We start from the raw sequence: 25,069 nt of genomic DNA on the forward strand, positions 1-25,069 counted from the left end.
GGGGCAGGGAGGGCACCTCAGCTCAAGGTGGCGGGGGTGGTTCTGGGCAGCCCCGTGAGCACCTGGTCAACGGCTTTGTGCGCATCGGCGATACACGTGCCGACCCCCACTCCCTCGTACGCGGCACCGCAGACGGCGAGCCCCGGCGAGCCACCTACCGCCGTTCGGATCCGATGCACCCGATCCAGGTGGCCGACGGTGTACTGGGGCAGCGCGTTCGGCCACCGGGTGACCCGGGTCGCCACCGGGGCACCGACCGCCCCGGTTGCCGCGGCGACCTCGGCCGTCACCAGCCGGACGAGGTCGGCGTCGTCGCGGTGTAGCGCTGCCTCGTCGCCGACCTTCCCGACCGAACAGCGCAGAATCTCCACCTCGCCCGCCAGGTGCGGCCACTTCACCGTGGAGAAGGTCACTTCGTTGACGGCCCGTCCGTCCACCGCCGGAACCCGGTAGCCGCAGAGCCCGCGCGTGGCGAGCCCACCGGCGAATGCCGTACGGGGGTAGGCCAGCGTGATGCTGCCGACACTGGCGTACGGGAGCTGCGCCAGCTCGGCGGCGGCCGGCGCCACTCCGGGTACGCCGGCCAGCAGTCGGCCGGCAGGCCCGGCGGGGACGGCGATGATGACCGCGTCCGCGGTGAGCTGTTCGGTCCCGGCGTCGGCGTTGACGGTCAGCCGCCACCCCCGCCGCTCCGGAGCCAGGCCGGTGACCTCGGCCCCGGTTCGTATCCGTGCGTCGGGCGAGTCGGCGAGAACTGCGTCGACCAACACCTGGGGTAGGTTGCCGAGCCCGCCGGTCAGGGTACCGATCCCGGTCGGCGGTTCCTGCCCGTCCGGTGGCGGTGGGGGGACCAGCGAGCCCGCGGCCTGGACCAGCGACGGGTACCTGCGGGCCGCGTTCGCCAGCGGGGCCAGCATGGCCTCGAAGGACAGCTGGTCGGAGCGGCCAGCACAGACATCGCTGAGGAACGGGTCAACGAGGCGGTCCAACACCTCCTGGCCAAGTCGCTGTGAGACGTAGGCCGCGACGGAGACGTCGCCGTCCCGTTCAGTCGGCGGCAGCCCAAGGTCGCGGCGGGCCGCGGCCACCCCGCCCGGTGAGAGGATGCCGGACTCGGCGAGGGCCTCCAGGTCCGCGGGGATGCCCATGAACTGGCTGGGAGGCAGGGGCCGGAGCGCACCCCTGCTCCAGATCGCCGTCGTGGTGGCGCCAGCCAGGGTGAGCTGATCGCCGAGACCGGCCGCGGTGAGCAACCGGGTGGTCTTGGGCCGCCGGGCATAGAGCCCTTCCGCCCCCTCGTCAACGAGGACGCCCGCCACCTCCGATGTGGACAGCTTCCCCCCGAGTCGCGGTGCGGCCTCGAGGAGGGTGATTCGTACTGACTCGTTCCGGAGGTAGAACGCTGCGGTCACCCCCGTGATGCCGCCCCCGACGATGACCACGTGGGGCGCCGTACCTGCCCGATCCTGTTCGTTGTCCACCATGTCGCCTGCTTTCGTGGGCTGCGATGTCGTAGCAGTCTCGCCGCGCTCCCGCGAATTCCGGTCGAGTAAGAGTTGACCCGGGCAGGTGGCGGCGGTCGGCCGAAGCGGGGCGGGTGGCGTTACGGTCCGTCCTCCTGCTTGCGCTTGAGTTGTTCGGCGAAGAGGCTCCACTCCTCACTGATGCTGTCCGCGAGCGGGGCGATCACGCTCAGCCAGTGCGGCGGGATCGAGCCGGCGACCTCCCGCCAGCGATGTGGGGCACCGGCGTGCCACGCCATCCACCGAATGAACGCCCGGCCACCCTCGGTGTATCGGACGGACGGATCGGTAGCCAGCTTGTTCGCCACCCCGGCCCAGGTCAGTGGCGCGTCCGCCGGCCCCCGGCGCCGGACCGCACCACCGCGGGGTGCCGGCAACGTGGGGGCGGGCGCCGCGGCTCGCCGGGCCGGTCCCACCGGCGGCTCGACCGGGGGAAGGCGGTGCCCGGTGCGCTCCGGACTGATGCCCCGGCGCAGCCGCGCGCTCACGTCGTGGACGGTGCCCAGCGACACGTCGGCCTCGCGGGCGACCTGCCGCAGCGGGGCGTCCGGGTGGGCGCTGAGGTAGGCGGCGGCGCGACGCCGGCCCTCCACGGCGGTGACCGGACGACGCCTTCCGTCCCGGCCGATCCGCTTGCCGGCCTCTGCTGCCCCCGGCGACCGGGTACGCAACGATGCGATCGTCTTCGCGCTCAATCCCGTGATGGCGGCGAGGGCCCGGTCAGACCAGTCCGGATACTCCGACAGCACCCGGTTGGCGCCGGAGAGCCGGTCGACTCGGGACAGTGGTAGCCCGTGGGCGATGTTCGCCTGCATCGCCAGGATCAGCGCCTCGGCGTCGGTGCAGTCCAGGAAGCGTGCGGGGATGACGTGATCGCCGCGGATCCGGGCGGCCTCGAGCCGGTGCAGCCCATCGATAACCCGCCAGCCCTCCTCCTGGACGAGGAGAGGCGGTAGCTGCGTGGTGCCGCCCGCCTCCACGAGTAACTGGACGTGGGCTCCGCTCGTGCCACCCTGCCGCAGCCGCAGGCTGGGTGACAGGGCGTCCAGGGGAACGTCTCGTGCCGGCAGTCGCTCGAAGTTCTTTAGATCGAATTTGTCGTTGCCCGTCGCTTCGTCGCTGCCCGCTCTGGCGAGCCTGAAGCCTTCCGTGGCCCGCGCAGCTTGCCCGTGGTGCCGAGACATCCGGTACGCCCTCCTCGGTCGCCGTTTGGCTGAGGGTGGCAGGGGTGTCTTTAGCCGTAGTCGAGACGGGGTGGACCGGCGGCCGGTGCCGCTCCGCGGCCGGCGCCGACCACGATCACGTCCCGGGTCATCGGGCGGTTCCGTTCTGGGGGGTGCCGAACCAGCGGGTGAGGGCGTGGGTGAGGTTGTGGGTGCTGCCGGGTGCGGTCCAGGCGAGGTAGCCGTCGGGGCGGATGAGGGCGGTGTGGAGGGTGGGGTGGGGTTGGTGGGTCCAGGTGCCGGTGATGATGTCGATGCGGTCGGTCCAGGCGTGGGCGGTGGGGTGTGCGGTGGTGGTGGTGATGAGGAGGGGTCGGGCGGGGTGGAGTAGGTCGGCGATGCGGGTGGTGGTGCCGTTGGGGAGGGTGAGTTGGTGGTGTGGGGGCATGCGTCGGCCGAGGAGGGGGTGCTCGCCCGGGCCGAGGTCGTAGCGGATGCCGAGCCCGCTGAGCATCCCGGCGAGGTGCTCGGCCGCGTCGGGGTAGGTGATCAGGTCGGCGAGGACGCCGCGGAGCGGGTCCAGCTCGGCGCCGGTGAGTCGCAGCTCAATGGCGGCCCGCGCGTTGCGGGCCAACTGTCGCCCGATCGGGTGGCGTTCGGTGTGGTAGGTGTCGAGCAGGTCGGGTGGCGCCCAGCCGTGCACCGCCGCCGCCAGCTTCCAGCCCAGGTTCACCGCATCCTGGACGCCGACGCTCAATCCCTGCGCCATCGCCGGCGGTTGTACGTGGTTGGCGTCCCCGGCCAGGAAGACCCGGCCGCGCCGGTACTCGGAGCTGACCCGGGACGCGTCGGTGAAGCAGCTGATCCAGTGGCAGCGTCCGTGATGGATGGACTCGCCGGTGAGTCGCTGCCAGGAGTCGGCCAGCTCCTGATAGCTCAACGAGCTCCGGTCTCTCGGTGGCATGCCCCGTTCGTGTACGACGACCCGGGTGACACCGTCCTCCAGATCCATCGCCATGACCATGCTGCCGTCGGGCAGATTCTCGCCGATCCGCCGACGCCGGGTGTCGATGCCGGTGACATCGGCGGTGTAGAACCCACGGGTGGGCTCGGAGCCGGTGAAGTCGATCCCGGCCCGCGCGCGGACGGTGCTGCGCCCGCCGTCACAGCCGACCAGAAACCGGGCGGCCGCCCGGCCGGAGCCGGCGGGGCCGTCGACGGTGACGACGACGCGGTCGGGGCCCTCCTCGAAGCCGGTGACCTCGTGGCCGCGGAATACCGGCACCCCCAGTTCGGTCACCCAGCCTTCCAACATCCGTTCGGTCCGGTACTGGGAGATGCCCCGGGCGCCGGCATGGTCCTCCGGTAGCTGGCCGAGGTCGATCGGTACCCCGCCGAAGTGGCTCTCCGCGGGCTCGGTCGGGCCCAGCCGGTCCAGCAGCCCGCGTTGCGCGAAGCACTCGGCGGTACGGCGGGTGAAGCTGGCGCCCCGGGACTCGGTCGGCCGCGCCGACAGTCGCTCGTAGATCGCCACATCGACGCCGCCGAGCCGCAGCTCCCCGGCGAGCATGAGGCCCACCGGGCCGGCGCCGACCACGATCACGTCCCGGGTCATCGGGCGGTTCCGTTCTGGGGGGTGCCGAACCAGCGGGTGAGGGCGTGGGTGAGGTTGTGGGTGCTGCCGGGTGCGGTCCAGGCGAGGTAGCCGTCGGGGCGGATGAGGGCGGTGTGGAGGGTGGGGTGGGGTTGGTGGGTCCAGGTGCCGGTGATGATGTCGATGCGGTCGGTCCAGGCGTGGGCGGTGGGGTGTGCGGTGGTGGTGGTGATGAGGAGGGGTCGGGCGGGGTGGAGTAGGTCGGCGATGCGGGTGGTGGTGCCGTTGGGGAGGGTGAGTTGGTGGTGTGGGGGCATGCGTCGGCCGAGGAGGGGGTGCTCGCCCGGGCCGAGGTCGTAGCGGATGCCGAGCCCACTACCCCGCCCGGCGAGGTGCTCGGCCGCGTCCGGGTAGGTGACCAACTCCGCCAGCACGCTGCGGATCGGTTCCACCGCCTCGTCCCCGAGGTACAGCGACGAGGCGGCCTGTGCGTCGGCGATCAGCTGCCGACCGATCGGGTGGCGTTCGGTGTGGTAGGTGTCGAGCAGGTCGGGTGGCGCCCAGCCGTGCACCGCCGCCGCCAGCTTCCAGCCCAGGTTCACCGCGTCCTGCAGGCCGGCGCTGAGACCCCACGCCGCCAGCGGCGGCATCTCGTGTGCGGCGTCGCCGGCCAGGAAGATCCGGCCGCGCCGGTACTCCTCGGCCACCGCGGCCGCGTTGCCGCAGGCCCACAGCCACGGTGCCGATCCGTGGTGCAGCGACTCGCCGGTGAGGCGTTGCCACGCGTCGGCGACCTCGGCAAACGTCAGTGCGTCCGGATCCGGGTTCGGCGGTAGTCCCCGGTCGTGGATCACGATGCGGTAGCGATCCTCTCCCACCGGCGTGCACACCACCATGCTGCCGCCGGGCCGCCGTTCGCCGATCGGACGGGGGCGCAACTCGACTCCGGTGACCTCGGCGGTGTACATGCCCCGGGTGGCGGCGGGGCCGGATGCCTTGATCCCGGCCAGCGCCCGGACGGTGCTCCGGGCGCCGTCACAGCCGACCAGGTAGTGGGCCCGCACCTCGGTGCCTCCGCCGGGCTCGGCGAAGGCGGCGACGACGCCGTTGCCCGTCTCCCGCACACCGGTGAGCTCGTGCCGTCGGAGCACCGGAACGCCCTGTTCCGCCAGCCAGTCCGTGAGCATCTGCTCGGTGCGGGCCTGCGGCAGGCCCAGAATGCCACTGTGGTCGTCGTCGAGTCGGCTGAGGTCGATGCGTACGCCGCCGAAGTGTCCCATCGGGCCCCAGCGGAGACCCGCCAACCGTGTGAGCAGCCCGCGCTGGTCCAGCGATTCGGCGGCACGCCGGTTGAAGCCGAGAGCACGGGACTCGCCGGTGGCCGCGGCGAGGCGGTCGTAGACCCGTACCCGCGCGCCGCCCAGGTGCAGTTCAACGGCGAGCATCAGGCCGACCGGTCCCGCACCCACCACGATCACATCGGTTTCCATTTCCCGGACCTTTCCGCCTCGCGGCCGGATAATTGCGAGGCCAAAGTATCCGCGGACGCTCCTCGTTTCAATATTGATTGATGCTCTGGGTAATTGTTCGACTGCGGATTTCGCTTCGGTTGAACCCGCGCTGTCGCGTGGCAATTTCAGAGATGCCGGATTCCGGTCGGCCGTTCAGCATGGACGCGACAGGGCGACGGAAAGGAATTTCGGACGTGCCGGTCGAGAAGATCGCGCTGATCACGGGCGCGAACAAGGGAATCGGGTACGAGATCGCGCGCCAGTTGGGGGAGCGAGGGCACATCGTGCTCGTCGGGTCCCGGGACGGGGCCCGGGGCAGGCAGGCGGTGGACTCCCTGGTGGCCCAGGGCGTCCGGGCGGTTCCGGTACGCCTGGACGTGACGGATCCGGCCTCGGTGTCGGCGGCTGCGGCGGAGGTTGAGCAGCGCTTTGGCCGCCTGGACATCCTGGTCAACAACGCCGGCATCGCTGGTGCTGCCACCGGTGCGCCCAGCACGGTGCGCGCCGATGACCTCCGCCAGGTGTACGAGACCAACGTCCTCGGGGTGGTGTCGGTGACCAACGCCGTGCTTCCGTTGCTGCTTCGGGCGGTGGCCGGGCGGGTGGTGAACGTCTCCAGCCACCTGGGCTCCCTGACGCTGAATTCGCAGTCGGACTCGCCGCTGGCCGGGGTGAACCTGTTGGCGTACCAGTCCTCCAAGACCGCCCTGAACGCGATCACCGTCGGGTACGCCAAGGAACTGCGCGACACGCCGATCAAGGTGAACGCGGCGAGCCCTGGAATGGTGGCCACGGACCTCAACGGTCATCGGGGAAACCGGACTCCGGCGGAAGGCGCGGCGATCGCGGTCCGGCTGGCGTTGCTGGACGAGGCGGGGCCCTCCGGCTACTGCCTCTCCGCGGACGGCGTCGTGCCCTGGTGACCAAACCTCCTCGCGGGCACCGCCCTGGTGACCGAATTCCTCGCGGACACCGCCCCGGTGATCCGAACCTCCTCGCGGACACCGCGGGTGTGCGCGCTGCACGAAGGAGCAAACGTGCCGACAGATGCGGCGATTCTGGTGCTGGGCGGTACCGGCCGGCAGGGTGGGGCGACGGCCCGCGAACTACTGCGCCGAGGGTGGACGGTGCACGTCCTGGTCCGGGATCCGGGCAAGCCCGCGGCCCGGGCCCTGGCCGCCGCGGGCGCCGTGCTGGTCCCTGGAGATCTCGACGACGAGGCGTCGTTGGCAGCGGCGATGACCGGTCTGTACGGGGTGTTCAGCGTCCAGACGTTCCGGACCCCGGGCGGTGTGGTCACCGAGGAACGGCAAGGTAAGGCGGTCGCCGACGCCGCCGCCCGCACCGGCGTGGACCACCTGGTCTACAGCTCCGTCGGCGGCGCGGAGCGGGCCAACGGCGTTGACCACTTCGCGAGCAAGTGGCAGGTTGAGCAGCACATCCAGCAGCTGGGCATCCCGGCGACGGTACTGCGGCCCACCATGTTTCACGAGGTCTTTCACGACACCGGTCCGCGGTTGGCCGACGGGGAGCTGGTCCTCGGTCTGTGGCTGCATCCCGACGTGCCGTTGCAGCTGATCGCGACCAGCGACATCGGTGCCTTCGCGGCGGACGCCTTCGATGACCCGGACAGCTGGCTGGGGCGGCAGGTGGAGCTCGCCGGGGACGAACTCACCGGACCCGAGATGGCGGCGGCGTTTGGGCGGGTCGCTGGCCTGCCGGCGCGCTACGAGCAGCTGCCGATCGGTCAGCTTCGCGTCGCCCGTCCGGATCTGGCGGCCATGTTCGATTTCTTCAACGACGGGGGATACCGCGCTGACCTGCCGGCGTTGCGCCGGAATCGGCCGGACCTGGTCAGCTTGGAGGCGTTCCTCCGGTCCACCTGGACGGCGCCGCGGCCGGGTCAGTGACCGACGGCGGGGGCTGCGCTCCGGCCGGGCCGCCGGCATCCGTACCGGTGCCGGCGCCCGCCGTGGTTGTGGTCAACCGACGATCGGCCCCTGGGTACGACTGCGCTTGAGTTCGAAGAACCCCTCGGTCGTGGCCAGCGCCAGCAGGCCGTCCCAGAGCCGGAGTGCGGCGGCGCCCCGTGGTGCCGGCGACACCACCGGACCGAAGAACGCCACGTCCCCCACCGCGATCACCGGCGTGCCGACATCGGCGCCGACGCGGCCGACACCGTCGTCGTGACCGGCGCGGAGCGCCCCGTCGTACTCAGTGGAATTCGCTGCTGCGGCCAGCTCGGGATCCAGGTTCGCGGCGACCAGCGCCGCCGCATAGGTGGAGTGCTGCCGGGGGGCGTTCTCGAGGTGGAACCGGGTGCCCAGCTCGGTGTACAGCCGGCCCAACGCCGGGGCACCGTACTTCTGCTCGGCGGCGACGCAGACCCGCACCGCCTCCAACGCGCCCTGCATCCCGCTCCGGTAGCGCGCTGGCAGGTCGTCGCGTCCTTCGTTGAGCAGCGCCAGGCTCATGACGTGCCAGCACGGCGTGATCGGCCGCTGCTGGGCGACCTCGAGCAGCCACCGGGAGGTGATCCAGGCCCAGGGGCAGGTCGGGTCGAACCAGAAATCTACGGGGGTGCGGATCTCGTCCGACATCGCCGGCCTCCTTTCAGCCGCTGGCGGCCCAGTGATAGAACCGGGTGGCCAGCGCGTCCGTGGGGGAACGCCAGGTCGCGGGGTCATACGGCTGGATGAAGGGCTTCAGATCGTCGCTGATCTGCAGAAAACGGGGATCGGTGCGGGCCTGGGCGATCCGCTCGCCGCCGTTTTCGCCGTCGAAATCCTGCAGGTGAAAGTAGAGCCCTCGGTAATGGAACAGCTCGCGGCGTCGGGTGCCCATGCGGTGCGGCATCTCGGTACCGTCGAACGCATCGAAGAGCTGGGCGACCTCCGCCGACCACTGCGGACGCATTCGACCTACGATCAGGGTGCTGTACATTGTCGCGTCACCGCCCTCAGCTGCGAGATCAGTAGTTTCCGAGGCCACCACAGACATTGATCGCCTGCGCGGTGACCGGAGCGGCCGCATCACTCACCAGGTAACCGACGAGGCCGGCGACCTCCTCGGGGGTGGAGTAGCGGCCCATCGGGATCTTCGTTTGGAATCGCTCCAAGATCTCCGCCTCCGTCGTCTTGAAGTGCGCGGCGTACCCCTGCCGTACCCGCTGCGCCATCGGGGTCTCGACGTAGCCGGGGCAGACGGCGTTGACCGTGACCCCGGTCTTGGCGAGCTCCAGCCCCAGCGCCTTGGTGAAGCCGATCACCCCGTGCTTGGACGCGGAGTAGGGCGCACCGAGCACCACCCCCTGCTTGCCCCCGGTGGACGCGATGCTGATGATCCGGCCCCAGCCGCGCTCCAGCAGCTGTCCCGACCGGAGAACCTCGCGGGTGACCCGGAAGACGCTGTTCAGGTTGGTCTCGATGACGTCGGTCCAGAGCTCGTCCTCGATATTGGCGGTCACCCCGCCGCCGCTGCGCCCGGCGTTGTTCACTAGGACGTCAACGTGTCCGTACCGCGCGACGGCAGCGCCCACGAGGCGCTCGACGTCGGACTGGCGCCGGACATCCGCGTCGACGCCGGCGGCCTGGTGACCGTCGGCCCGCAGCTTGCCGACGGTCTCCTCGACGGCCGCCGGAGTTCGCGCGCAGATGAAGATCCGGAGGCCGCGGCGGGCGAGCGTCTCCGCGACCGCCAAGCCGATTCCACTGGTTCCACCGGTGATCAGCGCTACTCGCTGTTCGTGCTCTGCCATGGGGCCGCCTTTCCCGAATACGGTGTCGCGGCAGTGTGTCAACGAGTGGCGAAATATCGCTCGAGTCTCGGTGGAATGCGCTGTTCCAACCGCGTCGACTCGTCAGTTGAACGACTTGGTCGGGCTTGCCACCAGAAAACGGCCCGGCCTATCGTCTGGCATCTCACTATTGCCTCGGAGGAAAAGGATTATGTCGGCATTTCCTGCTGCTCCCGTGGTGCGGGACAATTCCGCTGCCTACCAGTTACTTGACCTGATTCAGGGCTCGGTGATCACTCAGGCGATCTCTGCCGCGGCCACGCTCGGCGTCGCCGACGTTCTCGCCGCCGGCCCGTTGCCGGCGGAGGAGATCGCCAAACGAGTGGGCTCCGATCCGGAGGCGACCTACCGGCTGCTGCGTACGCTCTCCGGCTGCTCGGTGTTCGCGCTGCGACCGGATGGCTGCTTCGCGCTCACCCCGATGGGCGAGGCGCTGCGCGATGACGCGCCGGACTCCATGCGCGGCATCGCGATGCTCATGGGGCATCCACTGCTCTGGGAGGAGTGGGGGCACCTGATCGAGTCGGTGCGCACCGGCGCGGCCAACCTACCGAAACTGCGGGGCATGGGCGCCTTTGAATTCCTGATGGCGAACCCGGCGTACGCGGCCGAGTTCTTCCAGGGCATGGGAAGCCTCTCCGGCGCGGAGACCGACCCGGTGCTCGCCGCGTACGACTTTTCGCGGTTCCGCACCGTGGTGGATGTAGTCGGCGGGCGCGGCACGCTGCTGGCCGGAATCCTCGCCCAGACCGGGGGCGCCAACGGCATCCTGTTCGACAACGAGGTCGCCACCGCGGACGCGCCGGCGGTCTTCGCCTCGGCCGGCGTCGGTGACCGGGTGACGATCGAGCATGGCGGCCAGTTCGACCCGCTGCCGGCCGGTGCCGACGCGTACGTACTCAAGCACGTCCTGCACGACTTCCCGGAGCCCGCCTGCCGGCAGCTACTGCGCAACGTGCGGGGGGCGATCGCCCCGGGCGGGACCATGCTCGTGATCGAGTATGTGCTCGAGGAGCAGAACGAGCCCCACATTGGCAAGATCATAGATCTGTGGCTGCTGCTGCTGCTCGGCGCCAAGGAGCGCACCCGGCCGCAGTACACCGAGCTGTTCGCCGAGGCCGGCCTGAAGGTAACCCGGGTCATCCCGACCGCCTCGCCGGTCTCGATCATCGAGGCGGTTCCGGTATGAGACTCGCCGTACCGCCGCTCCCACCGCCGCCACCGACGAGCTGAGGTCAGCAGATGGATACGGATGTAATCGTCATCGGCGCCGGACCCACCGGACTGATGCTCGCGGCCGAGCTCCGGCTCGGCGGCGCGAGCGTCACCGTTGTCGAACGGCGTAGCGAGCGGAGCTGGGAGTCCCGTGGCATCGGATTCACGGCGCGCGCGGCGGAGGTCTTCGCGCAGCGAGGCCTGCTGGAGCGGCTGGAGAACGCCGAGATCACCCGGCAGGGGCACTTCGGTGGCATTCCACTCGACTTCGGGGTGCTGGAGGACTCGCACTTCGGAGTCCGCGGCGCGCCGCAGTTCACCGTCGAGGAGATGCTGGAGAACCGAGCGTTGGAGCTCGGGGTGACCCTGTGCCGGGGGCAGGAGCTGATCGCGCTGAGCGATACCGGCGACCACGTCACGGCGACCGTGCAGGGACCGGACGGCCGGATCGAGTACTCGGCCCACTATTTGGTGGGTTGCGACGGCGGCCGGAGCACCGTACGCAAGCTCTCCGGTTTTGACTTCCCCGGCCGGGACGCTACCTGCGAGATGTACCTGGCGGACGTGACCGGCTGTGACATCCGGCCGCGGATGATCGGCGAGCTGCTACCGAACGGCATGGTCATGGCGGGGGCGCTCGGCGAGGGCTACTCCCGCATCATCGTCTGCGAAACCGGCACCCCACCAGATCGGGACCGGCAGGTCACCTTCGCCGACGTGGCCGACGCCTGGCAGCGGCTGACCGGCGAGTCCATCCAGCACGGTACGGCGCGCTGGGTGAGCCGGTTCACCGATGCCACCCGCCAGGTGACCGAGTACCGGCGGGGGCGGGTGCTGCTGGCCGGGGACGCCGCCCACATTCATCTGCCCGCCGGTGGGCAGGGCATGAGCATCGGCGTGCAGGACGCGGTCAACCTCGGTTGGAAGCTGGCGGCCACGGTCCGGGGCACAGCGGACGCCGGGCTGCTCGACACCTATCACCGGGAGCGGCATCCGGTGGGGGCCCGGGTCCTGCGCAATACCCGCGCCCAGGGCATCCTCAACCTCAGCGGGAACTCGGTCGAGCCGCTGCGCGCCGTGGTGGCCGAGCTCATCGCGCTCCCGGTGGTGGCGCGGCACCTCTCCGGCATGGTGAGCGGGCTCGATATTCGACACGAACCGGACCCGGAGGCCGCACCGCTGGTCGGCGCGCGGATTCCGGACCGCGAACTGGAGCTGGTCGGGGGCGGCCGGGACCGGATCGCCCGGCTGCTGCAGTCGGCGCGGGGTGTCCTGATCACCGCTGCGGACTCCGCGGCGACGGAGCGGTCGGCCGCCGCTTGGTCCGACCGGGTCGACCTGGTACGGGTGCGAAGGATGCCCGCCAGCCTGGGTGTAGCCGGCCCGCCCCCGGAATCGGTGCTGGTCCGCCCGGACGGCTACCTCGCCTGGGTGGCGCCGGGCGGGGGCGAGCTGGTTGACACCCTGCGGCGTTGGTTCGGTGCGGCCCGATCCACCGGCGAGCCCTCGGACCCGGACCGCCTCGCACGCGCCCACTAGACAGCCGTAGCCAGGGAAGGGGTGAACGTGACCACCGATACGGTGCACGAGACGGAGCATCAGGTCGTCGTCGACGCGCCCGCCGCGCGGGTGTACGGGTTGATCGAGGAGGTCGGCCGGTGGCCGGAGGTGTTCCCACCGACGGTCCACGCCGAGTGTCTCGAACGTGACGGCGAGGCCGAGCTGATCCGGATTTGGGCGACCGCCAACGGCGCCGCCAAGACGTGGACCTCGCGGCGGCGGCACGACCGGGAGCGGTGGACTGTCTCCTTCCGGCAGGAGCGCTCGCAGCCTCCGGTCGGCGGCATGGGCGGGGCGTGGGTGGTCGAGCCGATCTCCGCCGCCGCCTGCCGGGTGCGGCTGCGGCACGATTTCTTCCCGGCCAGCGAGGACCCCGCCGATCTGGCCTGGATCCGCCGAGCGGTGGACCGCAACAGCACGTCGGAGCTGGCGGCGCTCAAGTCGGCTGCCGAGCTCGCCGCCGACCAGCGCTTCTCCTTCGACGACACGGTGCCGGTCGTCGGTGGTGCCGCGGAGGTCTACGACTTTCTCAACGACGCCCGGCGCTGGCCACTGCGGCTCCCGCACGTCGCCCGGGTGGTGCTGGGGGAGGAGACACCGGGGCTTCAGGTGCTGGAGATGGATACCCGAACCAAGGACGGGTCGGTGCACACGACGCGTTCGGTCCGGGTCTGCGAGCCGCACCGCGGCATCGTCTACAAGCAGATCGTCCCGCCCGCACTGCTGACACTGCACCTCGGTCGCTGGTTGATCGAGGAGCAGGGCCCGGGACGGGTGCTGGTTACCTCCCGGCACACCGTGCGGATCAATACCGCGCGGATCGCCGAGGTCCTCGGGCCGGAGGCCGACCTACCGGCCGCGCGGGAGTTCGTCCGAAATGCCCTCAGTGCCAACAGTCTGACGACCCTACGGGCCGCGAAGGCGTACGCCGAGGGCGCCGGCGGGGGACGGGTAGTGCCGTGACGGTCACCCCGGTCGTCATCGTCGGTGCCGGCCCGGTCGGGCTCCTGCTCGCCGGCGAGCTGGGTCGGGCCGGGGTGCCGGTAGTTGTCGTGGAGCGGCTGGCCGAGGCGATGACCGAGTCCCGGGCGAGTCAGCTCTCCACGCTCACCGCCGAGCTGTTGCACGAGCGGGGCCTCGGTGCGCTGCTCGCCGAGGCCGGGCACGAGTCGCGGGCCCACTTCGCCGGCCTGGGATTCGAGCTGTCCGGCCTGGACAGTGCGTATCCGGGCAACTGGAAGGTGCCCCAGTACCGGACCGAGGCGGTGCTCGGCGAGTACGCCCGGCGCTGGGGCGCGACGGTGCTGCGGGGGCACGAACTGACCGGGCTCACCGCCGGGTCGGACCACGTGGTCTGCCAGCTCCGGGGGCCCGCGGGTCGGCAGCGCCTCGATGCGGGTTTCGTGGTCGGCTGTGACGGGTCGGACAGCACCGTGCGCCGGCTGTGGGACTTCCCGGTGTCGGCGGCGGCGGCGACGAGGGAGCTGTTGCGGGCGGATGTGACCGGGCTCCGGATCCGCGACCGTAGGTTCGAGCGATGGCCCGGCGGGCTCGCGGTGGCGGCGACCCGAGCCGGTGTCACCCGGGTGATGGTGCAGGTGGCCGGCCAGCCGGTGCCCGCCCGGATGGGGCGGCCGGAGTTCGGTGCGGTCGTCCGGGCTTGGGCGGCGGTTACCGGCGAGGACCTCTCTGGTGGGACGCCGGTCTGGCTGGATGCTTTCGACAACTCCCGGGGGCAGGTCGGTACGTATCGACGGGGTCGGGTGTTGCTGGCTGGGGACGCCGCCCACTGGCACCTTCCGATCGGTGGCCAGGCGCTCAACGTCGGACTGCACGACGCGGTGAACCTGGGCTGGAAGCTGGCGGCGACGGTGCGCGGCTGGGCCGCACCCGGGCTCCTGGACAGCTACCACGACGAGCGGCACCCGGTCGCGGCGCGGGTGCTGGAGCACGTCACGGCGCAGGAGACGCTGCTGCTGGGCGGAGCGGAGGTCGAGTCGCTGCGGGCGATCCTGGCGGAGCTCGTCGGCCTGCGGCCGGTCCGTGATCACTTGGCCGAGACCACCGCCAACCTGGGGGACCGGTCTGGCCCACCCGGCCCGTCGCCGATCGGGCGGCGGGCTACGACGCTACGGTTGCGAACCGATTCGGGGCCGCTTCCGTTGGCTGACACCGAGCCCGTCATTGTCCGGCTCGGACCCGACGCGCACGGTCCGCACCACAGCACGGTGCGGACGGTGCGCGCCCGTTGTGACGGTGTTCCTCCCCTGGACGCCACCGCCCTCCTCCTACGCCCGGACGGCTACATCGCCTGGGCCGGCGACGACGAGGAGGGCCTAGAACAGGCAATCGAGAAGCTGCTGTGGGTGGAAGGTAGGAAGGAAAATGCCAGACTTTGACGCAGATGTCATCATTGTTGGGGCCGGCCCCACCGGGCTCATGCTCGCCGGCGAACTGCGCCTCGCCGGGGTCGAGGCGCTCGTCCTGGACCGGCTCACCGAGCCGACGAAGCAGTCTCGCGCACTCGGCTTCTCGGCCCGGACAATCGAGGAGTTCGACCAGCGCGGCCTCCTGCCCCGCTTCGGCGAGCTACAGACCATCCCCTTCGGCCACTTCGGTGGGCTGCCGCTGGACTTTCAGGTGGTGCCCGGCGGCTCGTACGGGGCCCGGGGCAAGCCGCAGTCGCTCACTGAGGGGATCCTGACCGGCTGGGCCACCGAACAGGGCGCTGAAATCCGCCGGGGCCACGAGGTGACCGGGCTGCGGGAGATCGACGGGGGCGTCGAGCTGGAGGTCGACACCCCGACGGGCTCCACGCGTCTGCGGGCCCGGTACATCGCCGGCTGCGACGGCGGCCGCAGCACCGTACGGAAGTTGGTCGGAGTGGACTTCCCCGGCACCGACGCCACCATCGAGATGTGGTTCGCCGACGTGGCGGGCTGTGCGCTGCGGCCCCGATTTTCCGGGGAGCGGGTACCCGGCGGGATGGTCATGGTGCTTCCGCTGGGCCCGGAGGTCAACCGGGTGGTGGTCTACGAACGCGGCATGACCCGGGACGGCGAGGGGGCACCGAGCTTCGAGATGATCGCCGCCGCCTGGAATCGGTTGACCGGTGAGGACATCAGTGGTGGGAAGCCGCTGTGGACCAGCTGGACCACCGACGCCAGCCGGCAGGCCGCGGAGTACCGGCGTGGCCGGGTGTTCCTGCTCGGCGACGCGGCGCACATCCACCTGCCGGTCGGCGCGCAGGGGATGAGCGCGGGCATCGGCGACGCCGTTAACCTCGGCTGGAAGCTCGGCGCGGCGATCAATGGTCATGTTCCGGACGGTTTACTGGACACCTACCACACGGAGCGGCACCCGGTCGCCGCCCGGATCCTGACCAACACCCTCGCACAGCGCATTCTGTATCTGGGCGGCGACGAACTGGATCCGATGCGGGCGGTGATGACCGAGCTGCTCGCCTATGAGGAGGCGCAGCAGCTGCTGGTCGGCATGGTCACCGGGCTGGACATCCGCTACGACGTCGGGGCGGACGGTCCTGCGCTGCTCGGCCGGCGGCTGCCCGACACCGAGCTCACCGGTGACTTCGGGCCGGCCGGCACGGCCCAGGCCTTCAGCTTCCTGCACAGCGGCCGAAGCGTCCTCCTCGACCTAGCCGGCGACGCCGAGCTGCGCGCGGTGGCGGCGCCGTGGAAGGACCGGGTGGACGTGGTCACCACGACCGCGCGGCCCGCCGGTGCGTTGGCGGAGGTCAACGCCGCGCTGGTGCGACCGGACGGCTACGTCGCCTGGCTTGGTGCGAAAGCTGCGGACAGCACCGGCCTGTCGGAGGCCCTCACCCGGTGGTGTGGCCAGCCCTGACCGGCCCGCCCCGGCCCGGAACCCCGCGCGGCGTAGACCCGCCGCGTGTCCCAGCAGAGCGAGGAGACGACGCATGCCCTACATCGACCCCGAGAACGGCTACCTGACCGTCATCAACCTGTTCAAGACCGATACCCCCGAGCGAGTGGATCGACTCGTCGGCGAGATGCGGGCGATCGTCGACACCGCGAACTACCCCGGTTGGATCTCCAGTACGGTGCACCGGGGCCGGGCCGAGCCGGGGACCGCCAACTTCATCCAGTGGCGTGGCAAACAGGATCTGGAGTCGCGGTACGCCGGCGACGAGTTCAAGCACCGTACGGTTCCGGTGTTCCACGAGATCGCCACCTTCATCCGGTTGCTGCAGACCGAGGTGGAGGTGAGCCAGCGCCACCCCACGCTCGGTGCGGTCACCGAGATCTCACCGGCCCGCGACGACTACACGGTGATTGAGATTCTCGGCGTGGCCCCCGCTGATCAGGATGAGCTGATCGGCACCCTGGGCGGGGCCCATCAGTGGCTGGTGGACGTACCGGGCTATCGCTCGCAGAGCCTGCTCCGCGGCATTCGGGCCCGGGGCGTCCAGGGCGGTGGCAGTGGTCTGGCCGCTGTCGGCGAGGAGCGGGACTTCGTGGTGGTCTACTCCCAGTGGGACAGTCCGGAGGCCTTCGACGCGTTTCGCACCCGACCCGCCGCCGACCAGCCCGCGGCCCGCCGTAGGTCGCTGGAGAAGCGGAACTCCCTCACGACCACCACCAGCTGGAACACCTATCGGGTCGTCCACACCCGGTCCAGCGCCCAACCCGCGTCGGCCTGACGTTCCGCCCGGCATCCGGTCGCGGCCCGCGCCCCCGCCACGGGCCGCGACCGGATGCCGCACCGCGCTACTGGCCGGTGATACTCGCCCAGTGCCACTGGCTGTCGAAGGCGGCGACCTCGAGGGCGGTGCCGGCGGCGACCAGCGCGGCCGCCTCGGTCGTGGCGGTGGCGATGAAGTCCGAGGCCCGATGCGCGGCGAGCAGGTCCTGCTCGTCGAAGGGCCGCCCCGCGCAGCGCAGCAGCCGCAGGTCGACGAAGCCGGCGAAGGAGCGGCCCAGCACCACCACCGGCTGCGGGCTGCGGATGCTGAACCGTACCCGGGCGGCGACGTGACCGTGGTGGTGTTGGTCGGAGTGGTATGCGAGATCCGGGATGGTGGGCGGGGCGAAATAGTCGCGGTCCACCACCTCCGGTACGGGCGGCAGGTTGCCGGCGAGGAAGTGCCACGAGTTGTACTGCATGCGCGCGGCCATCGACCAGGCGGCGTCGGCCAGGTGGGCGACGGAGTCCCCGAAGTGCCGCCGGGCCGCTGGCGCCGGCACCACGCAGCAGAAGAAATGCGGGATGTCCCAGGAGACGATCGTGTCCCACCGTTCGTCCCGCAGCGCCTCGACCAGCCGGGTCAACGACCGCGTCCCCCGGCTCATCGCGAAGTCGGCGTCGAAGACCGTGGTCGCCGCAGCGACGGTCTCGTACACCAGGGACTCCAGCCCGGTCCCGAAGTCGCCCCGCGGTTCGGCCAGCCAGCCCGGCGACGCCGCCACCGCGGCACCCAGCTCGCGCAGGGTCTCGCCAGCGATGGGGAGTCGGTCGCGCAGGTGGGCGCTGAGCGTCGCCTCCGCGCGCCGGGCCCGCCCCGGGTCGGGCCCGGCGACCCGCTCGATCTTGTGCATCAGGGGCCCGTGGATGTCCCGGTAGAGCTGCACCCGGGTGCTAATCTCCCGACGGCGGCGAGCGATCGCCACCGCCAGCGCGTCGAGCGCCGTCACCGTGGCCGAGCCGGCCGGCGGCACCGGATCACCCCCGGGGATCTTGTTGTACGCCACCCGGGTCCGTTCCAGGAGATGGGCCACGTGGTCCAGGGTCAGCTGGGTACCGTTCGCCTCCTCGATGCGGGCGTACCCCGCCGACCGGACCAGCAGCGTGAGCGACACCACCAGCAGCACGTCGTCGTCGGCCCACAGGTCGAGTGGGACGGTGACCAGCGCGCTCAGGGCGCAGTCCGGATGTCCCGGCCACAGCGTCTTGCCGGTCAGGGTGTTTCGGTCGCGGAAGTTGGTGTACTGCCGGTCACCGCAGTAGAACACCACCGGAGCTGTGCGGCGAACCGCCTCGATCAGCTCCGCGAGCAGCTTCGCCCGGCCGTCCGGCCCGGCCTCGGCGAGCCAACGGCGACCGTCGGCGACCGAGTCGTGTAGCCGGGTGGTGGCGGCGGTGAGCTCGGCCTGGTAGTCGGCCAGGTCCCGGGCCGACCACGGGACCCGCAGTACCCCGCCGACCAAGTCGTCGGAACTGGTCAACGGTCCCTGGGACGGAACCCGTACGGCGATCCGGCCGCTCCTGGTCAGCCCCACCTCGCCGAGGAAGGCCGTACCGGCGGGGTCTGCCGGTCGGGCCGGCGGATCGTCGCGCCGCCACGATCGTCCGAAGAGCACCCGGACCGCGCACTCCGCCGCGGTGGGCAGCGCCCGTAGTTGGATATCGGCCGGCACGTGCCCGCCGAGGGTCAGCAGCGTCTCCACCGCCACCGCCGGGTCCGGTGCGGCTGTCGCCTGCTGCCAGACCCGGTCCAGCAGGCCGGGGAAGCCGGCATCGTTGCCGACCGGATAGTCGGGTGTGGCGGTGGTGCCGGCCTTGTGGCCGAGTCGGCTCGGCCGTCGGCTCTGCCGCGCCTTCGCCAGGGCAGCTCGGCGGGACAGCCCGCTATCCGGCTCTACTGGCAGTGTCATGCCCATCCTCCGTGGTCAGGCCGATGTGATCCCAGAGCAGGTCGTCGGTTGGTGTCCACTGCGGATCCGGATAGATGCAGTCGACCGGGCAGACCAACACGCACACCGGGCAGCCGGAGCACAGCTCGGGGATGATCACGACGTCGAGTCCCCGATCGAAGATCGCCCCGAACTCGGGCGGGCAGTTGCGCAGGCAGGTGTCGCACGTGATGCACTCGGATTTCTCGATCCGACGCGGTGGCTTCTTCCACGCCTCGTTGCGGGTGCGCTGCGTGATCCGCGCGTCCCGCGCGGCGCCTGCCCGGGCAGCGGCCTCTCGTGTCCACGGCATCCTGCTCACCTCCTACTGGGACGCTCCGGGCCGACCAGCGGCGGCCCGGAGCGAAGTTCCCCTCGGTCAACGGGCGGACCGCCGGAGCTGCGCGGAGATGCCGTCCCACAGCTGGGTCCGCGCGGCCAGGGCGGTGTTGACGGTCTCCTTGCACTGCTCCCACCGGTCTTTGTCGTCCCCGCACAGGTCGGCGAGCATCTGCATCGCCATCGGCGTGTGCTCCTCGCTGTCCACCTGAATGTGCCGCCGGAGGTAGTCGACGAAGGTGGAGAGCACGCCGACCCCGGTGTTGAGCGCGGCGACCTGGTCGAACATCTCCGGGATCAGGTCCTCCCGGCCGAACGCGAACGCCGCGGCCTGGCAGTGCACCGGGGCGTGCTCGATGAACCGCCAGGTGGTGCCGATGAACTCGGCCGCCGGGCCGGGGACGCCGGCCTTGGTGATCGCCGCGGGAACCGGCACGCCGGCGCGCAGCAGGCCGATGAAGGAGTCGATCCCGCGGGTGTCGGCGCCGGCCTGGCGCATGCCGTCCACGTACAGCTCGAAGTGGCTGATGAAGCCGTCGCCCAGCTCGTCGCTCTCCTCGACCAGGGTGATGTCGTTGATCAGCCGGCTGCTGTTGCGCTGCCCGGACGGCACCCAGGGCACCTCGACGCAGGTGAGCTGCCGCTGCAGCGACTTGAGTAGGGACATGAAGTCCCAGACCGCGTAGACGTGGTGTTCCATGAAGGTGACCACCGCGTCGACACTGTCCAGTTGCCCGTACACCGGGTGGCCAAGCACTTTCTGCCGGGCCGGCTCGATGGTGTCCTTGAGCATGTCGATGGCCGGAGTCGATTCGCCCCAGTCGTACCGTGACATTGCCTTTCCTCTCGTCTCGCCGTACGGTCCGGCCCACCGGGCCGGGTGGTCAGAAGACCCCGAAGTACTCGCGGTGCTCCCACTCGGTGACGGAGTCGGTCGCCGGGTGCTCCGTTGCGCACCAGGCGTGGAACCGGGACGCCTCGCTCTCCTTGAGCTTGCGCAGGCAGTTCTTCAGTGGCGCGCCGAGCAGCTCCTCCACCCGGGTGCTCTCGCCGAACGCGGCCAGCGCCGCGTCAAAGGAAGCCGGCAGCGTCGGGGCCGGTGCACCAGCCGGGGCGGCCTCCGCCGAGTCCAGCCCGGCCAGGCCCGCGTGCAACTGCGCGGCGATGACCAGGTACGGGTTCGCGCACGGCTCACCGATCCGGTTCTCGACGTGGGTGGCGCTGCCGGCGTTGAACACCCGGACCATGGCGCCGCGGTCCTCCTCGCGCCAGTCGACGGAGGTGGGGGAGAGCGGGAACCGCGGCGACAGCCGGTGGTAGCCGTTGACGGTCGGGACGGACAGCAGGCAGAACTCGCGGGCATGGGCCAGCAGCCCTCGCACGTAGGCCCCACCCGCGGCGGAGAGCGGGCCCGCGCTGCCGTCGTCCGGCGCGAACAGGTTGCGGTTCGTCGTCGTGTCGACCACCGACTGATGCAGGTGCCAGCCGCTCGGGTCGAACCCTTCCAGCCCGGGGAGGGTCATGAACGACGCGTGGTAGCCGCGGCGCCGGCACTCCTGCTTGACCTGGGTCCGGAACAGCAGCATGGCGTCCGCCGCCGCCAGCGCCAGCATCGGGTCGAAGGTGGTCTCCAACTGCCCGGGCCCGGATTCGTGTTCGATGGTGCGTAGCGGCAGGCCGAGTGCCATGAGCATGGCCGCCAGGGGGTCGGCGAGGTCGGCCACGGCGTCGTAGTAGCTGTCCAGGTTGAACTGGTATCCGGCGTTCATCGCCGCCACCGCCGGGGCGGCCCCCTGCCGGCCGAACCCGTTGCCCGCGTTACCCACCGGCCCGGTGATCAGGCGAGTCAGGTACCACTCGACCTCGAGTCCAATCACGGGTGCCAGGTCGCGTTCGGCGTAGCGGGCACAGACCCGGTGCAGGAGGTGACGGGTCGCCAGCGGGTGTGGCGTGCCGTCCCGGAGGTACTCGTCGCCGACCACCCACGCGGTCCGCCGGTCCCCGCGGGGCAGCACCTGGAATGTGCGTGGATCCGGGACCAGGACGAAGTCGCCAGCGCCAAGCAGCTCCGCCACCCCGAGGCCGGGGTCGGTGCGGAAGTCCACGGCGACGGCGTGCCCGGTGTCGAAGAGGAACGGCCCGGGGCTGAAGTCCAGACCGTTGCGCAGCACGGTACGGAAGACGTGCGCCGGCACGGTTTTGGAGCGGGCCAACCCGTGCGGATCACAGAAGACGACCCGGACCAGGTCGACCTCGTCGAGCGCCGCCTCGACCTTCTCGGCGGCGGCGATCTGCTCGTCGTTCCAGCGGCCGAACTCGGCCACAAACGAGGGCCGGCCGACGCCGCCGTTGTTGTCGGGCACAGACCAGGTCCTGGACATCGTCATCGCTCTCCTTCGAGGTCGCCGCCCGGTCGTGACGTTGGGCGGGCCAGCTCCGCTTCCAGCCGGGTGGCTGCCCGGAGCACCAGGTCGTCGTCGCCGACCCGACCCACGAGCTGAACCCCGACCGGGAGCCCGTGGGGCGTCACCCCGGCGGGCAGGGAGAGGGCCGGCTGGCCGGTGAGGTTGAACGGGTAGGTGGCGGGTGACCACGCCAGCCACCGCAGAGCGTCCGGGTCGGCGGTGGCCGGCGGGGCGACGGCGTCAGCGGCGAAGGGTGTGATCGGGACGGTCGCCATCGCCAGCAGGTCGTAGCGCTGCATCACATGGTGCAGCCGGGCCCGCAGGGCCATCCGGGTCTCTTCGGCGCGGAGGACGGCGGCGCCGGTGAGCGTGCGCCCGTACCGGATGAGCGCGAGCCGGCCTGGGTCGCAGAGCCGCTCCTCCGCCGCCGGAGTCGCTGCAGCGGCCTCGGCGGCGAGGAGGTCCACGAGCGCGCCGTAGGGATCGGTGAACGGCACCGCGATGCGCTCGACCCGGTGTCCCAGCCGGGCCAGTGCCGGTTCCACCATGTCCGTGCCCGCACGGACCTCATCGGTTGTCCCGGGGAACTCGAGCCAGCCGATCCGTAGCGCGGCCGGAGGGGCCGTTGGCGCAATCGTTCCCGGCACCGAGTCCGGATCTTGGCGGTCCGGACCGACCAGCACCGCCATCAGGGCGATGATGTCGGCGACCTCGGTTGCCAGCGGCCCCAGGTGGGACAGGCGCTCGGCGCCGGGTGGCACGTAGGGGACCCGGCCGAAGGAGGGCTTGAACCCGACCACGCCGCAGAACGACGCGGGGATCCGGATCGACCCGGCCCCGTCGGTCCCGATCGCCGCGGTGCTCAGCCCGGCTGCCACCGCGGCGGCCGAGCCGCCGCTCGACCCGCCGGCGGTCCGCTCCGGTGCCCACGGGTTGCGGGTCGGGCCGGCGACCCGGCTCACCGTGCTGGCGCTCCACCCGTGTTCCGAGGTCGCGGTCTTGCCCACCAGGATGGCGCCCGCCGCGCGCAGGCGGGCCACCGCCGGCGCGTCCACCGCCGGACGGCGGTTGGGCAGCAGGGACCCGCGCCGGGTGGGCAGGTCCCGGGTCTGGATGAGGTCCTTAATCGCGATCGGGACTCCGAGCAGTGGCTGGTCTCGGAAGGCGGCCGCACCGAGAGTGGAGAGGAGCTGGTCGGCCGCGTACGCCTCGTCGCGGGCCCGGTCGTCGGCGACCGCGACGAACGCCCCGATCGTCGGATCGGTCTCGCGGATCGCCGCGAGCAGGTTGCCGAGATGCTCGGCAACTGTCGAACCGCCGGTGAGGAACAGTTGTCTAGTCTCCCGGACAGACCGGCAAACCGGCCTTCGAATGGCGGGAAGCGTTAATGCGGGCACCACCCCAATAAAGGCCGTCTTCGCTCGTTGGGCAAGTGTTCGGAAGTGGCGCGGTGATCCGGATGGCAACTCCGAAGAAAAGACCTCCGGTGCTCCTCGGATCGGCCTCGTTCAACTGACGAAAAGCTACGAAAACCTGGAAGGCAAGTATGGATAAGTTTTGGATCAGTGCTGTACTGTGCGCCGGGGGAATCGCTACTCTGCGGCTCGTGGGTCCGGTTCTCGTTAGGGGTTCATGGTCATGATTTCTCGTTATTCTCTGCCGGAGATGGCCGACCTGTGGTCGGACGAGGCGCGCTACGCCACCTGGTCGAGGGTGGAGCTCCTCGCGACCCGGGCGCAGGCGCTGCTGGGCCGGGTCCCCGAGCCGGCCCTGGCCGATATCCAGCAAGCCCGGGTGCCGTCGGTGGCGCGGGTGGCCGAGTTCGAGCGTCAGCGGGACCACGAGATTCTCGCCTTCCTCGCGGCCTTCTGCGAGGACATACCTGCCGACTCGGCCCGCTGGGTCCACCTCGGCATGACCAGTTACGACCTGGTGGACACCGCGCTGGGGGCCACCCTTGCCGGCGCCTGTGACGTGCTGCTCGCGGCGGTGGTGCGGCTGCGCGGTGTGTTGGTGGATCAGGCGCTCGCGCACTGGGAGACGGTCTGTATCGGCCGTACCCATGGCATGCACGCCGAGCCCACCACCCTCGGGCACAAGCTCGCGGGCTTCGCCTTCGCGCTGGACCGGTCCGTGCGGCGGCTACGAGCAGCGCGTGCCGAGGTCGCGGTTGGCACGATCTCCGGATCGGTCGGGACCTATGCGCTTATTGATCCCTTCGTCGAGGAGTACGTCTGCGCCGAGCTCGGCCTCGCGGTGGAGCCCGCGCCGTCCCAGGTGGTGGCCCGGGATCGACACGCGCAACTGCTGCACGCCCTCGCCACACTCGGCGCCTGCGTGGAGCAGGTCGCCACCGAGATCCGGCTGCTCTCGCGCAGCGAGGTACGCGAGGTGGAGGAGCGCCGTACGGTCGGCTACCAGGGCTCCAGCGCCATGCCGCACAAGCGGAATCCGACCTCCAGTGAACGGCTGGTGGGGCTGGCCCGGCTGCTCCGCGGGTACGCGGGTACGACGGTGGAGAACGTGGCGCTGTGGCACGAGCGGGATCTGTCCCACTCCGCGGTGGAACGGGTGGTCCTGCCCGACGCGATGATCGTCGCGCACTTCCAGGCGAGTCGCGCCGCGGATCTGGTGGCGGGGATGGAGGTCTTCCCGGACCGGATGCGGGCCACGGTCGACGGGAACGGCGGTGTGGTCTACAGCTCCGCGGTCCTGGCCGACCTGCTGGCGGGCGGCACCGAGCGGGAACGCGCCTACCGTTCGGTGCAGGCCGCCGCGAACGGCGCCGCCGCCGGCGACGGAGACTTCGCTACCCTGCTGCGAGCCGAGGGCATCGATGTCGCGCCGCTGCGCCCGGAGCGTTTCCTGGTTCACCACAACGTCATTCGCAAGCGATTGGAAGATCTCCGTGACCTGGCACATTGAACGCGAGAACGGCGCCGACCTTGACCTGGTTGCGGTCGAGGCGCTGTACCGGTCGTCGGGGCTCGGTGCGCGGCGGCCGATCGCGGAGGCGGGCCGACTGGCCGCGATGGTGCGAAACGCGAACCTGGTGCTGACCTGTCGGGTCGGGGGTGAGCTGGTGGGAATCGCACGGAGCATTTCCGACTTCTCCTACGTGACGTACCTCTCCGACATCGCCGTGGACCACGCGTACCAGCGGTCCGGCATCGGCAAAGCCCTCATCGCGGCGACTCAGCAGGAGGCGCCGCAGGCGAAGATCGTGTTGCTGTCGGCGCCGGCGGCTGCCGACTACTACCCACACATCGGCTTCACCCCGCACCACTCGGCCTGGGTGCGAAACCCGTAGCGG

General features: G+C 70.9%; 22 protein-coding genes. 10 read left to right on the top strand and 12 right to left on the bottom strand.

Annotated elements, in window-relative coordinates; translation table 11 throughout:
* Window positions 1-17: 17 nt before the first annotated feature.
* From hemG to SALPAC2_RS0103970, 4 genes are all read right to left on the bottom strand, one after another.
* A complete protein-coding gene (gene hemG / locus SALPAC2_RS0103950; RefSeq protein ID WP_018215341.1) occupies window positions 18-1,484 on the bottom strand; it encodes a protoporphyrinogen oxidase in 1,467 nt (488 codons plus the stop codon).
* Window positions 1,485-1,603: 119 nt separating this feature from the next.
* Window positions 1,604-2,707, bottom strand: a complete 1,104-nt coding sequence (locus SALPAC2_RS0103955) for a ParB/RepB/Spo0J family partition protein (RefSeq protein ID WP_018215342.1) — start codon at window positions 2,705-2,707, stop codon at window positions 1,604-1,606.
* 127 nt (window positions 2,708-2,834) lie between these two features.
* The gene (locus SALPAC2_RS0103965; protein WP_018215343.1) at window positions 2,835-4,301 is read right to left on the bottom strand and encodes an FAD-dependent monooxygenase; all 1,467 of its coding nucleotides are present in this window, start codon (window positions 4,299-4,301) and stop codon (window positions 2,835-2,837) included.
* Entirely contained in the window at window positions 4,298-5,770 is a 1,473-nt protein-coding gene (locus SALPAC2_RS0103970; RefSeq protein WP_018215344.1) for an FAD-dependent monooxygenase, read from the bottom strand. Before SALPAC2_RS0103970 ends, SALPAC2_RS0103965 begins: the two co-directional genes overlap by 4 nt.
* A 215-nt stretch (window positions 5,771-5,985) precedes the next feature.
* On the opposite strand from SALPAC2_RS0103970, the gene SALPAC2_RS0103975 reads away from it, so the two are divergent.
* Window positions 5,986-6,714, top strand: coding sequence for an SDR family oxidoreductase (locus SALPAC2_RS0103975; protein ID WP_018215345.1), 729 nt, complete (start codon window positions 5,986-5,988; stop codon window positions 6,712-6,714).
* Window positions 6,715-6,828: 114 nt separating this feature from the next.
* On the top strand, window positions 6,829-7,701 hold the full coding sequence (locus SALPAC2_RS0103980) for an NmrA/HSCARG family protein (protein WP_026184394.1): 873 nt from the start codon (window positions 6,829-6,831) through the stop codon (window positions 7,699-7,701).
* Between the two features lie 72 nt (window positions 7,702-7,773).
* On the opposite strand, the gene SALPAC2_RS0103985 is transcribed toward SALPAC2_RS0103980, so the two are convergent.
* From SALPAC2_RS0103985 to fabG, 3 genes are read right to left on the bottom strand one after another with little or no spacing between them, the layout of a single operon-like run.
* A complete protein-coding gene (locus tag SALPAC2_RS0103985) occupies window positions 7,774-8,391 on the bottom strand; it encodes a mycothiol-dependent nitroreductase Rv2466c family protein (protein ID WP_018215347.1) in 618 nt (205 codons plus the stop codon).
* A 13-nt stretch (window positions 8,392-8,404) separates the two neighbouring features.
* On the bottom strand, window positions 8,405-8,734 hold the full coding sequence (locus tag SALPAC2_RS0103990) for a TcmI family type II polyketide cyclase (RefSeq protein ID WP_018215348.1): 330 nt from the start codon (window positions 8,732-8,734) through the stop codon (window positions 8,405-8,407).
* A gap of 28 nt (window positions 8,735-8,762) precedes the next feature.
* Window positions 8,763-9,548: a 3-oxoacyl-ACP reductase FabG gene (gene fabG / locus SALPAC2_RS0103995; protein ID WP_018215349.1), complete on the bottom strand. Its 786-nt coding sequence runs from the start codon at window positions 9,546-9,548 to the stop codon at window positions 8,763-8,765.
* A gap of 214 nt (window positions 9,549-9,762) precedes the next feature.
* Between fabG and SALPAC2_RS0104000 the strand changes: the two genes are divergently transcribed.
* The 6 genes from SALPAC2_RS0104000 (at window position 9,763) to SALPAC2_RS0104025 (ending at window position 17,043) form a co-directional block, all read left to right on the top strand.
* Complete coding sequence (locus tag SALPAC2_RS0104000) at window positions 9,763-10,776, top strand: methyltransferase (RefSeq protein ID WP_018215350.1); 1,014 nt, start codon at window positions 9,763-9,765, stop codon at window positions 10,774-10,776.
* 53 nt (window positions 10,777-10,829) lie between these two features.
* Window positions 10,830-12,341, top strand: a complete 1,512-nt coding sequence (locus tag SALPAC2_RS0104005) for an FAD-dependent monooxygenase (protein ID WP_018215351.1) — start codon at window positions 10,830-10,832, stop codon at window positions 12,339-12,341.
* Between the two features lie 21 nt (window positions 12,342-12,362).
* Window positions 12,363-13,325, top strand: coding sequence for an aromatase/cyclase (locus SALPAC2_RS0104010; protein WP_018215352.1), 963 nt, complete (start codon window positions 12,363-12,365; stop codon window positions 13,323-13,325).
* Window positions 13,322-14,761 carry an FAD-dependent monooxygenase gene (locus SALPAC2_RS0104015; RefSeq protein ID WP_018215353.1) on the top strand — a complete coding sequence of 480 codons (1,440 nt, stop codon included), beginning with the start codon at window positions 13,322-13,324 and terminating at the stop codon, window positions 14,759-14,761. Before SALPAC2_RS0104010 ends, SALPAC2_RS0104015 begins: the two co-directional genes overlap by 4 nt.
* Window positions 14,748-16,226, top strand: coding sequence for an FAD-dependent monooxygenase (locus SALPAC2_RS0104020; RefSeq protein WP_018215354.1), 1,479 nt, complete (start codon window positions 14,748-14,750; stop codon window positions 16,224-16,226). Before SALPAC2_RS0104015 ends, SALPAC2_RS0104020 begins: the two co-directional genes overlap by 14 nt.
* A 73-nt stretch (window positions 16,227-16,299) precedes the next feature.
* Window positions 16,300-17,043, top strand: a complete 744-nt coding sequence (locus SALPAC2_RS0104025; protein WP_018215355.1) for an antibiotic biosynthesis monooxygenase family protein — start codon at window positions 16,300-16,302, stop codon at window positions 17,041-17,043.
* 67 nt (window positions 17,044-17,110) lie between these two features.
* Here SALPAC2_RS0104025 and SALPAC2_RS0104030 read toward each other — a convergent pair whose 3' ends face one another.
* The 5 genes from SALPAC2_RS0104030 to SALPAC2_RS0104050 form a co-directional block, all read right to left on the bottom strand.
* Entirely contained in the window at window positions 17,111-18,994 is a 1,884-nt protein-coding gene (locus tag SALPAC2_RS0104030; RefSeq protein WP_018215356.1) for a hypothetical protein, read from the bottom strand.
* Window positions 18,969-19,325 (bottom strand): 4Fe-4S dicluster-binding protein, encoded by a 357-nt coding sequence (locus SALPAC2_RS0104035; RefSeq protein WP_018215357.1) that lies wholly within the window; start codon window positions 19,323-19,325, stop codon window positions 18,969-18,971. The genes SALPAC2_RS0104030 and SALPAC2_RS0104035 overlap by 26 nt, the downstream gene beginning before the upstream one ends.
* A 66-nt stretch (window positions 19,326-19,391) precedes the next feature.
* Window positions 19,392-20,186: a DUF3050 domain-containing protein gene (locus SALPAC2_RS0104040; protein ID WP_018215358.1), complete on the bottom strand. Its 795-nt coding sequence runs from the start codon at window positions 20,184-20,186 to the stop codon at window positions 19,392-19,394.
* Between the two features lie 49 nt (window positions 20,187-20,235).
* Window positions 20,236-21,738 (bottom strand): type I glutamate--ammonia ligase, encoded by a 1,503-nt coding sequence (locus tag SALPAC2_RS0104045; RefSeq protein WP_033661767.1) that lies wholly within the window; start codon window positions 21,736-21,738, stop codon window positions 20,236-20,238.
* Entirely contained in the window at window positions 21,735-23,042 is a 1,308-nt protein-coding gene (locus SALPAC2_RS0104050) for an amidase (protein WP_026184395.1), read from the bottom strand. Before SALPAC2_RS0104050 ends, SALPAC2_RS0104045 begins: the two co-directional genes overlap by 4 nt.
* A 352-nt stretch (window positions 23,043-23,394) precedes the next feature.
* Here SALPAC2_RS0104050 and purB point away from each other — a divergent pair, with 352 nt between their 5' ends.
* Window positions 23,395-24,681, top strand: coding sequence for an adenylosuccinate lyase (gene purB / locus SALPAC2_RS0104055; protein ID WP_080636991.1), 1,287 nt, complete (start codon window positions 23,395-23,397; stop codon window positions 24,679-24,681).
* The gene (locus SALPAC2_RS0104060; protein WP_018215362.1) at window positions 24,665-25,066 is read left to right on the top strand and encodes a GNAT family N-acetyltransferase; all 402 of its coding nucleotides are present in this window, start codon (window positions 24,665-24,667) and stop codon (window positions 25,064-25,066) included. Before purB ends, SALPAC2_RS0104060 begins: the two co-directional genes overlap by 17 nt.
* The last annotated feature ends 3 nt before the right edge of the window (window positions 25,067-25,069 follow it).

Source organism: Salinispora vitiensis (assembly GCF_000378825.1).
In the GTDB taxonomy this organism is placed as follows: Bacteria; Actinomycetota; Actinomycetes; order Mycobacteriales; family Micromonosporaceae; genus Micromonospora; species Micromonospora vitiensis.